General features: G+C 66.6%; 8 protein-coding genes and 2 rRNA genes. 5 read left to right on the plus strand and 5 right to left on the minus strand.

Annotated features, from left to right (window positions below; genetic code table 11):
- Both LDL49_RS55475 and rrf read left to right on the plus strand, forming a co-directional pair.
- Positions 1 to 123 (plus strand): 23S ribosomal RNA (locus LDL49_RS55475); the annotation flags it as partial.
- A 141-nt stretch (positions 124 to 264) separates the two neighbouring features.
- A 5S ribosomal RNA gene (gene rrf, locus LDL49_RS55480) occupies positions 265 to 381 on the plus strand.
- A gap of 290 nt (positions 382 to 671) precedes the next feature.
- Here rrf and LDL49_RS55485 read toward each other — a convergent pair.
- Both LDL49_RS55485 and LDL49_RS55490 read right to left on the minus strand, forming a co-directional pair.
- Positions 672 to 1,409, minus strand: coding sequence for an SAM-dependent methyltransferase (locus tag LDL49_RS55485; protein WP_225303022.1), 738 nt, complete (start codon positions 1,407 to 1,409; stop codon positions 672 to 674).
- A gap of 170 nt (positions 1,410 to 1,579) precedes the next feature.
- A complete protein-coding gene (locus tag LDL49_RS55490) occupies positions 1,580 to 3,553 on the minus strand; it encodes a ribonuclease E domain-containing protein (RefSeq protein ID WP_225303023.1) in 1,974 nt (657 codons plus the stop codon).
- Between LDL49_RS55490 and LDL49_RS55495 the strand changes: the two genes are divergently transcribed.
- Positions 3,503 to 4,732 carry an MSCRAMM family adhesin SdrC gene (locus tag LDL49_RS55495; protein WP_225303024.1) on the plus strand — a complete coding sequence of 410 codons (1,230 nt, stop codon included), beginning with the start codon at positions 3,503 to 3,505 and terminating at the stop codon, positions 4,730 to 4,732. The genes LDL49_RS55490 and LDL49_RS55495 overlap by 51 nt on opposite strands.
- An 85-nt stretch (positions 4,733 to 4,817) precedes the next feature.
- On the opposite strand, the gene LDL49_RS55500 is transcribed toward LDL49_RS55495, so the two are convergent.
- Entirely contained in the window at positions 4,818 to 5,744 is a 927-nt protein-coding gene (locus LDL49_RS55500; RefSeq protein ID WP_225303025.1) for an MBL fold metallo-hydrolase, read from the minus strand.
- Positions 5,745 to 5,852: 108 nt separating this feature from the next.
- Here LDL49_RS55500 and LDL49_RS55505 point away from each other — a divergent pair, with 108 nt between their 5' ends.
- Positions 5,853 to 6,398 (plus strand): single-stranded DNA-binding protein, encoded by a 546-nt coding sequence (locus tag LDL49_RS55505; RefSeq protein ID WP_225303026.1) that lies wholly within the window; start codon positions 5,853 to 5,855, stop codon positions 6,396 to 6,398.
- A 1,003-nt stretch (positions 6,399 to 7,401) separates the two neighbouring features.
- On the opposite strand, the gene LDL49_RS55510 is transcribed toward LDL49_RS55505, so the two are convergent.
- On the minus strand, positions 7,402 to 10,014 hold the full coding sequence (locus LDL49_RS55510) for a DUF1015 family protein (protein WP_225303027.1): 2,613 nt from the start codon (positions 10,012 to 10,014) through the stop codon (positions 7,402 to 7,404).
- Positions 10,015 to 10,132: 118 nt separating this feature from the next.
- On the opposite strand from LDL49_RS55510, the gene LDL49_RS55515 reads away from it, so the two are divergent.
- Positions 10,133 to 10,555 carry a tetratricopeptide repeat protein gene (locus LDL49_RS55515; RefSeq protein ID WP_225303028.1) on the plus strand — a complete coding sequence of 141 codons (423 nt, stop codon included), beginning with the start codon at positions 10,133 to 10,135 and terminating at the stop codon, positions 10,553 to 10,555.
- A 499-nt stretch (positions 10,556 to 11,054) separates the two neighbouring features.
- Here LDL49_RS55515 and LDL49_RS55520 read toward each other — a convergent pair.
- Positions 11,055 to 11,884: plasmid pRiA4b ORF-3 family protein (locus tag LDL49_RS55520; RefSeq protein ID WP_225303029.1), on the minus strand; the 830-nt coding region annotated here is incomplete at its 5' end.

Here is an 11,884-nt window from a genome sequence, read left to right on the forward strand (position 1 = left end):
GATGAGGTCTCCCACCATGAGAGTGGGTAAGGCTCCCGGTAGACGACCGGGTTGATAGGCCGGAGGTGGAAGCACGGTAACGTGTGGAGCTGACCGGTACTAATAGGCCGAGGACTTGACCACAAAGTATAATGCTGTGGTGTGTGCTGCGCTCTGTTACTCTTCGCCGGGTCCAGAGCAGCGCCACACCGCAGATCTTCTTGCTCGCGTCCACTATGCAATTCTGAGACAGCAAACACATTGTGTTTGACAGTTTCATAGAGTTACGGCGGTTATGGCGGGAAGGAAACACCCGGTTACATTCCGAACCCGGAAGTTAAGCTTCCCAGCGCCGATGGTACTGCACTCGGGAGGGTGTGGGAGAGTAGGTCACCGCCGGACAATCTTTAGTTGCAAGAAGGGCTCCACGCATGACGCGTGGGGCCCTTTCTGCGTTGTGGGGTCAGGCAGCAACCAGTAGCGGACCTGCTTCACGGGCGCGGCCTGTTCGGAGCAGTAGTGGACTCTGCTCCGCAGGTGGCCTGTTCGGACAGCAAATGCACAAGTTTCGGATTGCAGTCCTGAACCCATGTGGCCGATTCGGGACGGAACCGACTGCGCTGCCGAGCAGTCGTAACGGAGCCGACCGCGCTGCCGAGAAGTCGCAGGCGCCGGATCGTACAATCAACGGCTTATCCGCGAAGAACGAAGACGCCCCAGTCCATGTACTGCCTGCCGTACTCGAGATAAGAGCTACGTGCGCGGTCCAAGAATTGCCGCAAGGCCGGCGCCTCGGGGTCGTCCGGATTTTCGCGTAGCCATTCGCTCAGCGTCCACCATTGGGCGGCGACGTACCTGTCCCAGGTGTCGTGGTTCGCCATGACCATTTCCACCAGCTCATAGCCGGCGTCTTCGATGAGCTTGGCCGTACCGGACAGCGAAGCGAAAGAATCTCTCTGCACCTGGAGCGATGCGCAGGCTTCGGGCGGTGGCGGGCTGATCCAGTAGCACTCGCCGACCAGGGCGAGTCCGCCAGGGCGGAGCAGGCGGCGTATGAGCGTGAGAGTGCCGGCGAGGCCGTCGCCGATCCAGGTGGCGCCTATGCACGAGACGATGTCGTACGAATGCGGTTCGTCCTCATAGGTCCCGGCGTCCGCCTCGATGAAGCGTACCTGGTCGGCCACGCCGAGCTCGTCCGCGCGTTCTCTGGCGGCGGCGAGAAAGACCTTGCTGATGTCCACGCCTACCCCGTACGAGCCGTAACGGGCGGCCCATCGGGTGAGCATTTCCCCCTTTCCACAGGCGAGATCCAGGTGGCGCGTGCCTGGTGTGATGCGGCAGATTTCGCCGACGAGGTGCAATTTTTCGTCACTGATGGGGTTCAGAATGCGGTGCCGAGACTCGGCGATCTCGTGGAAGCGGAGTGACATGTCGAGCAGTTTTCCTGAAGTGGTCAATCACCGCGACCGAATATGCGGGCCGGGCCAGGCTCGGTGACGTGCTGCGGCTTGCTAGGCTGGTGGTACCGGGCCATCCCACCGCGGATGGCCTTCGTCGCGTAAGGCCCGAAAATCGGGCGGCGACCTGCCACGGCGGACCGTCATGTGACGCACGGGTCTGCTGAGTGAGCCAACGAAATGGACCAGAAGTGAACAGTGATAACGGACCGGACGGCGGACAGCGCGAACGGGGCGACGGCGGAGACAAGCGTCCCCAGGGCGGCGACAGGAGCGGCGGGTATGGCTCCCGCGGGCGCGACCAGCGCGACTCCAGGGGCGACCGTCCGTTCCGTTCCGACGACAGGCCGCGCTCCGGCGACCGAGGGCCACGACGCGAAGGTGGCGACCGAGGGGCGACGCAGGATCGCGGATACGGCGAGCGTTCCGGATACCAGGGACGCGGCGACCGGGACACCGGGCGCGACAGCGGAGGCTATCGCGGCCCGCGTCGCGAGGGTGCGTCCGGTGATGACCGGGGACCTCGTCGCGAAGGCGGCGGATTCGGTAGTGATCGTGGCCCCCGTCGTGAGGGCGGTTACTCCGGTCCGCGCCGCGAGGGCGGGTACAGCGGTGACCGCCGCGAAGGCGGTTACAGTGGTGGCCAGCGCCGCGAGGGCGGATTCGGTGGTGACCGTGGCCCGCGTGGCGAGGGGGGTTACCGCGGCGGTGACCGGGGTCCGCGTCGCGAGGGTGGCTTCCGTGATGACCGGGGCGGGCGCGGCGGCGATGACCGCCGTCCCTTCCGTGACCGCGACGACCGTGGCCCGCGTCGTGACGCTGGGTCCGGCGATGACCGTGGCCCCCGGCGTGAGGGTGGTTACTCCGGGCCGCGCCGCGAAGGTGGTTACAGCGGTCCTCGTCGCGAGGGCGGATTCAGTGGTGACCGTGGCCCGCGTGGCGAGGGGGGTTACCGCGGCGGCGACCGGGGTCCGCGCCGTGAGGGCGGTTACGGTGGTCCGCGTCGCGAGGGTGGCTTCCGCGACCGTGACGATCAGCGGCCGGGTGGGTTCCGTGATGACCGGGGTTCGCGTCCTGAGGGTGGCGACGATCGTCGTTCCTTCCGTGACCGTGATGACCGTGGCCCCCGTCGTGAGGGTGGTTTCTCCGGTCCGCGTCGCGAAGGCGGTTACAGCGGCGGCCCGCGTCGCGAGGGCGGCTTCCGCGACCGTGATGGTGGCGGGGATCGTCGTGGTTTCCGTGACCGTGACGATCAGCGCCCGGGCGGGTTCCGCAGCGACCGGGGTCCGCGTCCCGAGGGCGGCGGTGACCGAGGTCCCCGCCGTGATGGAGGCTTTGACCGGGGTTCGCGTGGCGGCGACGACCGCCGTCCGTTCCGTGACCGTGATGACCGTGGCCCCCGTCGTGAGGGTGGTTACTCCGGTCCGCCCCGTGAAGGTGGGTTCCGCGACAATCGCGGTCCGCGTCCTGAGGGTGGCGACGATCGTCGTTCCTTCCGTGACCGTGAAGACCGTGGCCCCCGTCGTGAGGGTGGTTACTCCGGTCCGCGCCGCGAAGGCGGTTACAGCGGCGGCCCGCGCCGCGAGGGCGGTTTCCGTGACGATCGGGGTCCGCGTCGTGAGGGCGGCTTCCGCGACCGTGACGATCAGCGGCCGGGTGGGTTCCGTGATGACCGGGGTTCGCGTCCTGAGGGTGGCGACGATCGTCGTTCCTTCCGTGACCGTGATGACCGTGGCCCTCGCCGTGAGGGTGGTTACTCCGGTCCGCGTCGTGAAGGCGGTTACAGTGGCGGCCCGCGCCGCGAGGGCGGTTTCCGTGACGATCGGGGTTCCAACCGTGAGGGTGGCTACCGCGATGACCGGGGCACGCGTGGCGATGATCGTTCCCGCCCGTTCTCGCGCGACTCTCGTGACGACCGGGCGTCCAGCGGCACCCGTGCCAGCGCTCCGCAGCGCGAGCCGCTGCCCGAGGTCGCGCCCGACATCACCGCCGAAGAGCTCGACAAGGAAGTACGCGAGGAGCTGCGTTCCCTTCCCGGCGACCTCGCCGAATTGGTGGGCCGGCACATGGTCGCCGCCGAGCGTGCGCTGGAGGAGGACGACCCCGACAAGGCTCACGAGCACACCAAGGTGGCCCGCAGGTTCGCGGCCCGCATCGGTGTCGTACGTGAGGCGGCGGGAATCGTCGCCTACCGGGCCGGGCACTTCTCCGAGGCTCTCAGCGATCTGCGCGCGGCGAGGCGGATGACCGGTTCGGACGCGTACCTCGCGGTCATGGCCGACTGCGAACGCGGCCTCGGCCGTCCCGAACGCGCCCTCGACCTGGTCCGCTCGCCCGAAGCCGAACGCCTCGACAGAGCGGGTCGCATCGAGCTGTCCATCGTCGAGTCGGGCGCCCGCCGCGACCTGGGCCAGAACGACGCCGCCGTCATCACCCTCCAACGCCTGCCCGAGCTGCGCGACCCGCAGGCGAAGCCCTGGTCGGCTCGTCTCGCGTTCGCGTACGCCGACGCGCTGGCCGACGCGGGTCATCAGGAGGCCGCCACCGACTGGTTCGCCAGGGCGATGGCCTTCGACGAGGACGGCGAGACGGATGCCGCCGAACGGTACGCCGAGCTGACGGGTGCCGTCATCGAGGACGTCGAAGAGGAATTCGACTACGAGGACGACTCCGACGACGCAGGCACGGCCGACCAGGCCGACGCCATGGTCGAGGTGGACGAGGACGTCGACGAGGACGCGGCTCTCGCTGAGGCGGACGACCTGCTCGACGACTCCGAGCCTACCGTCGACCAGGCTGCGGACGCCGAGCCGGTGGACCAGGAGGAGGAGCCGGTCGGTCGGCTGGATGCCGACGACGAGCAGGACGGATCCGCGGACCGGCAGGGTGCGCAGGACGGCTCTGCGGACCGGGAGGACGCCGACGACGCGCAGGACGGGCCTGCCGTTGAGGCGGAATCCGCTCCTGCGCAGGCGGAATCCGCTTCCGAGCAGGAGGCCGCCGAGTCCCGCGACCTCGGGGATGGTTCGGCGAACGCCGCAAAGGACGTCCTGAAGGGCACCTCGAAGGACGCCTCAAGGGACGCCTCGAAGGAGGCCGAGCCCGACGAGCTGCTGGACGACGACTCCGGCACGGTAGAGCCGAGCGCCCCGGCGTCCAAGGTCCCTGTGGTGGAGACCCCGATGACGCTAGGCATCTCGCCGGCGTTCATCGAGCCCAACTTCGGCGACATCCTAGACCAACCTGACGAACCAGCCGAGGACGCCGCCAAGCGCGACTCCAAGCGCGAAGACTGACGTCCCGCTCCGCCGTACACCTTCCACGGTGTACGGCGGAGTTCTGGTACGGCACTTCGTACCAGTAGTCATTTCGTGCCAGAAGTCAGGGTGAGACGCGGTCGAGCCAGTGGTAGATGCCCGCGACGTTCGACGGAGCGCCGCTCAGGAGTTCGAACTGCTCCGCCGTGTCATCGTCCGCCTTGAGCGCTTGGTACCGTTCCCTGGTCCGGTCCCTGACCATGGCGACGGCGTGGTCGAGGTCCAGGCCCTCTGTGTGTACTTGGCGAGTGAGATCGACCCAGACGCGAAGTTCCTCCGCAGACCGTTCGAGCGTCTCCTGTACGGCGCCGACCGGGCCGTAGTGGCTGAACAGCAGCCGCTGGGGGCCGAGCGCCTTGAACAGCGCGAGCGAGTTGAGCGCCGTCTCGAGGTCGAAGTCCGGAGGCGGGGTGGCCGGGCGCAGATCCCCGGTCTGGGGCAGGTAAACGCCGGCGGCGTCACCTACGTACAGATCGCCAGTGGCGGAGTCGATGAGACCCACATGGTGCTTGGCGTGGCCGGGGGAGTAGTGGCTGTTCAGCGTTCTTCCGTTGCCCAGGTCGATGGCTCCGGTGTCGCCGAGTGCGACGATGCGGTCGGCCTCGGTCGGCGATAGTTCACCAAATAGCGTGTCAAGGCGGTCGCCCCACACCATCCTCGCGCTGGCCATCAATCTGGACGGATCGGCCAGGTGTCTGGCCCCCTTCTCATGCACGACGATCTGGGCAGACGGAAAGTACCTCGCCATGTCCCCCGCGCCGCCGGCATGATCTAGATGGATGTGCGTGACCACGACCGTGGCAAGGTCCTCGGGGCCCACGCCGAGCGAGGCGAGTGCGTCACGGACCACGGGCGCCGAGGTCGAGGTGCCGGTCTCGACCAGGCATGGACGGTCACCCAGGATCAGGTATCCAGCCGTGATGCCCGAATAGCCGGCCATCTTCGTATCGATCTCATAGACGTCGCCGCCCAAGGCGGTGATGTTGTCCACAGTCACTCCTGATCCGCTGCCGTTATCCCCAGAATGGCGTTCGAGCCGATCCGGCGTACCCCTCATCGTAAAGAGTGATCTCACCAGAACCCCGATGGGAGGACGACAGTGGACCGCAACGAGGTCGTACTGGTGGGAAGGCTGTCCGCGACGCCAGAGGAAAAACCCCTGCCGAGCGGCGACATCCTCACGAAATGGCGCCTGATCGTGCGCCGGCCGGAAAACAGACGCGGCCAGACGATGACGGACAGCGTGCCATGCGCGACCTTCGATCCCGAGGCGGCCGCCTTCGTCCGCAACCTCAGACCCCGCGACACCATGGAGATCAAGGGCGCTTTCCGCTGCCACGTCTACGGCCCGACAGCCGCCAAGATCTGGCGCTACGAAGTCGAGGTCACGATGGCCAAGGCAGCCCCACCTGACCCAGCCGACCAGCCGAGACCGTCACGACCACGCCGAAAGCCTTTCCTGCTCGCACAGAGCCGACGACTCGGAAACGACCCGGAACCTCCGGACGCTCAGGAGTGCCGCCGAAGCCCGGCCCCTCCGCCAACCCCAAAGCCATCCGGAAACGCGGTATCCGAGGACGAGCACGACATCCTGGCATCCATCCCCTCGCCACGCCCACCTTCCGACCTGGCGCCGACCGGCTAGCCCTCGATTCGGGTGTGGCACCTCCGGGGAGTCCGGCGATCGCGTGGTCGATCGCCGGACGATCGACATCGGGGTTGGGGGGGTCAGCGGCCGGGAGGCGTGCCCAGTCGCACCGTTTCTACGGGTATTCGCTCTGCTCGTTCTACGGGTGGGTCGCTCTGCTCGCCACCCGCGCGCTGATGACATCCACAGAGCGGCGTAGTTGCTCAGCTACTCGTCACTGCTCGTCCCTGGTAGAAGCCCTGCAGCGAGATCGTGGATTCACCACTCAGCGGGAGGTCACCCTCGCCCCTCGACCGCAATGCCTGGTTCGCTGGACAGTCTTCGCCGTACTGCCGCTCGGTGGGTGGCTCGCGTTCCCCAGAATGATGATCTTCGTGAGGGCGCCGAGCGGCGATCACCTGCTCTTCGACGATGCCATGGATCTTCAAAGGGGAACGCCGAAATCCACCTTGCGATGGGACGTCATCTCGCGGGTCACCGCTATTGCTGGTCCAGAAGGTAACGTCCCGCCGGACGGTGTACCTCTTCGGCCTCATGCGCTCGGGCGCTGTAGATCGTTGATCTTTCGCTCGGCGGGACACAAGCGTGCAGATCGGTGCAGGTAGGTCGTGGTGCGGCACAACTTGCACGACTTTAAGGGCGTTTAAGGACGGGCGTCGCTATTGATCGCCTAGTCGAGCCGTTGCGGGGTGGTGTTCCCGCCGGGTGGTGGATCAACGATGTGGTGACACGTCGTCTACCAGGGCGTATGAGGCCGAGTAAGCGAGGAGACACACCATTTGACGGGACGCCATCCGTTGCGGCGCCACCCGGGCGCTCGTCGATCAGCAGCGGCACACCAGGGCGGAACGGTGAGCGGCAACTGCTCTGGCCGCTACGCCATTCCTCGTACCTGCAGACTGCGCTCAGAGGTCCAGAGAGCTTGCAGGCTGCGCATTGGAGGCCCGCAGGCTCTATGAAGCCTCCCGACAGTGCTGGATGACCAGGTCGATGTCCCGTCTCAACCGGTGGCGAAGGTGCGGAGGACGAGGCCCGTAATGGGCTTAGGCCCAAAGGAGGTTGATTTGCGAGGCACACGCTCGCCCCCCGCCGCGATGGCCAGCACGTCGTCGACGGCTAGCGGCTTCAGAATCACAGCGGTGCCGCCCGTGTCGAGAGCCAGCCGCAGGGCGGCCTCAGGGTCATGATGCACGATCCGTACGGCCTGCTGATCGTCCTGCATGCCCCACACCTTGGGCAGGACGAACTCACTGAGGATGGAGATGTTCAGCGAGTTCCACCGATCGGAGCGGTCCGGCGGCATGGCCCGGGCGAGCTGGATCGGATCAGGGTTGGTGAGCAGGTGGCAGCCACCCTCGCCGGCGAGCAGAAATGCGGGCTCCCCTGCGGCCTGGAGCGCGGCCAGGCCCTGGTCGAGGGTGGCATGGTCGTGGACGCGCCAGGATCCCTTGGCCCTGGCCGCCGCTTCGGTGAGCGGCAGACCGGGGATGACCCGGTGAATGGCCTTGAGATCGGGCGGGTACGCGGTCGAATCGACGAGCAACGCCAGCCCGAAGTCCCACGGGCCAAAGGCGGAGTGTCTCTGCTCGCCGCCACGCGCATGCTGCTCGGTGGATTGGGCTCCGGGGGCTGATGCGGTGGCTGGTCCTGGCACCTGACCTGGTTCGGTGTTGGTTGCGGGGCCTTGAACAGGTGTTGCGCCGGTTGCTGGATCCTGGTCCGGTTCTGTGTGGGTTGCCAGACCCTGGCTCGGTTTGGTGTTGGTTACTGGGCCCGGGCCTGGTTCGGTGTTGGTCGCTAGGCCCTGAGCTGGTCCGGTGTTGGTCGCTGAATCCTGAGCTGGTGTCGCGTTGGTCGCCGGGCCCTGAGGGGCTGTGGCATCGGGCGTTGAATCTTGAACGGGTACGACAGGGGGCGCTGAACGCTGGGTCGATGCGACGGAAGGCTGAGCGCCATGGGGTGGCGAGGGGTTCGGCGCTGGTTGTGCGCTGAGGTGCATTTGTGTGTTCAGCGGTGAGGTGATCCGGGGCTGTGGGGTGTCGGATGCTGGTGCGGTGGGAGCGGGCCATGAGGTGGAGGTGGGGGTTTGGCCGGCACGGGCCGCATGCTCCTGGCGTTGCAGTACCCGGTACGTCGCGTACCTGTGGTGGCCGTCGGCGATGAGGGCCTGGCGGTTTCGGAGGTCGGCGTTGACGGCGTCGATCTCGGCCGGATCTGTGATCGCCCAGAGGCGGTGGCGGAGACCGTCCTCCGTATCAGCCGTCACCAGCGGCGGGCGTGTCGAGGCCACATGATCCACCAGCTGGGTGGCCGTGCCTTGGCCGCCGTCGTAGAGGAGGAAAATGGGTTCGAGGTTGGCCTGGGTGATGCTCATGAGGGCGAGCCGGTCGGCGACGGGGCCGGGGAAGATGTCCTCGTGGGGGAGGATGATGCGTCGAGCCGGGTCTGCCAGGGCCACATCCCCGATAAGGCCACGCTGTAGGACGCCCGGTCCGTGTTGTTCGTACACATATAGGGCCGGTTGCTCATCGGCGACCAGCACCTTCGCGTCCAGCCAGGCGAGGAGGGTGTCGCGGGCTGCGCAGTAGCGCTCGTTCGCTGGGCGTTCGGGCACGTCGGCAGATGACCGGACTGGTACATCCCCATGCGCCTCACCTTGGCGCTCATCGCCGGGTTGTAGGTCGCCGGGTTGCTCGTCACTGTCAGCGGAACCCTCATCGTGGGACTGTTCATACTGTTCGGAACGATGCTGCTCGTCCCCGGTTTGCTTGTCTCTGGGGTGCTCGGCGGTGGGCTGCTCGTCCCCGGTCTGTTCGTTTCTGGGGGGCTCGCCGGTGGGCTGTTCGTCCCCGGTCTGTTCGTCCGCGGTCTGCTTGTCGCCGGTCTGTTCGTCTCTGGAGTGCTCGGCCGTGGGCCGCTGGTCGCCGGATGGCTCGCGCCTGAGGTGTTGCTCCGTTAGCTGCTCGCTACCGGGCTGCTTGCCATCAGGCCGCCTGTCGCCGGGGCGATCGTCGTGGAGCTGTTCGGCGGTTTCTTCCGGTGGGGTGTTGTATCGGCTGACGGCTGTTTTGTCGCGTGTTCCGTCGGGGTGGTGATCGACCGGGACCGGAGATGTATGGCTGGCCGCGATTCCGGCGTCGTGCTTGTGGGTGCTGACGGAGTCGTGGGGTGGGGGGATGCTGACCGCAGCGTCGGGTGCGCTCTGATCGTCAGGTGCGGTCTGATGGGTGCTCATGGCAGGGCTCACCGAGGAGCTCACTGCGGGACTCACCGCTGTGGCAGCGGCCTGTTCGTCGTCGGGCGCCGCAGTGGGATTGGCGCAGTGGGCGCTGAGCATCGTGCTGTGTTGGGCGGTGGCGCTGGGGGTCGTGCTGTGTTGGGGGGAGTCGGGAGCGTGCGGGTGTCCCTCGGGGGCCTGGGGTGGCGGTGAGCAGGGAAGGATGAGGCGGACGACGTTGTTGGGATGAGCATCCAGGAGAGCGCGTACGTCACCCTCGGCGATCAGGTCGTACGGCGGGGAGGTCACCTTGGCGGGATCGTCGACCGTGAAGCGGACGCCGCGGAAGGGGCGGAGGAGCAGTCCATCAGGCACCGGCAGTTCAGGATTCCCCATACCGGGCATGCTCCCATAAGTGTCCGGGTCTTCCGAAAGTCGCCCCCAAGCTCCCAGCGCTCCTGATTCCGCGGAGAATTCAACGGAACCCTGTCGGCCGATGAAGGAGGCCTCACGCATGGTCCAAGGTAGAAACGTGCACGATGAATCCCCTGGGTCTCCGGGGGGCGGCGTTTACGACTGGTATCAGCGCGGGGTGAAGCTTTTGAAAGAGGGCAGTCCGGCAGCTGCTGCCGCTCTGCTCGAGCGTGCCGCTACTGCGGAGCCCGATTCGCGCAGCATCAGGGAGGCTCTCGCTCGAGCGCAGTTCAATTCGCGGCAGTACGCGGAGGCTGCGGCGAGCTTCCGCCAGATCGTCGCCGCCAATCCAACTGAGGATTACGCCTATTTCGGGCTTGGGTTATCGCTGTGGCGAACGGGCGACATTGAAGGGGCCCAGGAGCCCCTTGCGATCGCTGTGGCCATGCGGCCGGATGAGCGTCACTACGTGTCCGCACTGAAGAGCGTCCGCGCCACTCTGCGGGCTCGGCGCGAGATGTAGCCGATGGCTGGGTGGTAGCTGGCTTGATACGGCTGGTGGGCAAAGCCGAGTCTGTAAGGACGATTCGTTGAGCCGGACGGGGCATGGTCGGTTTCAGCGGCACTGGCGTGGTTCGCGGGTTCAAGTCGGGTTTGGTGCTGTGGTTCGAGTGTTCCAGGTGGGCCCGGTGTGGTCGGAGAATCTCAGGTGAATGACGGGCGGTCTTTGGGTGCTGGTCACGGATGTTCTCGGATCCGGGCCTGGCGCTTCGGGGGTCCTCCGGGATCCCTTGATGTCTCGGTGCTTCGGGACACGACGCCGTGTTCTTTGTGCGGGTCTGGTGCGCTGGGCGTGGACCAGGGGGGTCGGGGCGGGCGTCCCGTTCCCTGTAGGCGCGCACGAGACGAGACCGGTGGTCCGGTTGCGAGCAGCCGAACGCGTCCTTAAGGGTGCTGCGTGCTTAAGGGGGTGTTGTGTGTTGATGTGTGAGCGGTTCGACTTCGTTGGAGATGGCTTGTGGTCAGTCCTTTGTGAGGACGATCGCGAGGCCCGAGAGTACGTCGTTGATCTTGTTGGCATCGAAGCTGGCGGGGTTGAACTGGTCGGCTGAATCTAGGCCGAGCCATTCCAGGCGCTCCTGGTGTTCGTCATGAGTAGGGTCGGCGAGGATTTCGAGGAGATACTCGTAGCCCCGGACGCCGCCGGAGTCCTCGGGCGGCCCCGCGCGGCGTCCAGTCAGACAGCGTGGATAGGCCGTGCCGGGTTCGGCATCGGTGATGGCTTCGACCAGGATGTCGTGTTCCCAGTCGTCGCCGAAGTCGTAGGTGTAACGGAGCCGGTCATTGGCCTTGGGGGCGACCTGGTCGAGTCGTGTGGAGGCCGCGCTGCGGATCTCCAGCTCGCGGTCGGTGACGCCGAAGCGGCCGATTGCGGTGTCGAAGACCCACATGTGGTAGTTCTGCCAGCCGAAGGACGCCTGGATGACGTCATGCAGGTGCCGCAGCGTGCTGTCCGAGGCGACCTCCAACCGGCGCCAGACCAGTGGTCGGGAACCGCGCAAGGTGACCTTGATCGTGTGAACCGTCTGCTTCGCGCTGGGGGTGTTCGTCACAGCGATTATTCTGCCGCGCGACTGGGTTCGGCGTGGGTGGTGGGCTTGAGCAATGCTAGAGACCTGTGGATCGACCGGGAAGGGGTGTACCTTCCCGGTGATCGTTTGAGGTCTCACACGCATGGCCGACGCGCCAACGTCGGCTGGGAAGGCACACCCATGCTCACCGTAGTCCCCGACCCCGCCGACGGCGACCGTCGCATGACCGATGGCCTCGTCTCCGCCGCGCTGATCGACGA

It is taken from the genome of Nonomuraea aurantiaca (assembly GCF_020215705.1).
Classification (GTDB): domain Bacteria; phylum Actinomycetota; class Actinomycetes; order Streptosporangiales; family Streptosporangiaceae; genus Nonomuraea; species Nonomuraea aurantiaca.

Bases quoted from the DNA above. Each gene is read 5' to 3' on its own strand.
- LDL49_RS55515 (WP_225303028.1), top strand. From the start codon at position 10,133: ATGGTCCAAGGTAGAAACGTGCACGATGAATCCCCTGGGTCTCCGGGG.
- LDL49_RS55510 (WP_225303027.1), bottom strand. From the start codon at position 10,014: ATGGGGAATCCTGAACTGCCGGTGCCTGATGGACTGCTCCTCCGCCCC.
- LDL49_RS55485 (WP_225303022.1), bottom strand. From the start codon at position 1,409: ATGTCACTCCGCTTCCACGAGATCGCCGAGTCTCGGCACCGCATTCTG.
- LDL49_RS55495 (WP_225303024.1), top strand. From the start codon at position 3,503: ATGGTCGCCGCCGAGCGTGCGCTGGAGGAGGACGACCCCGACAAGGCT.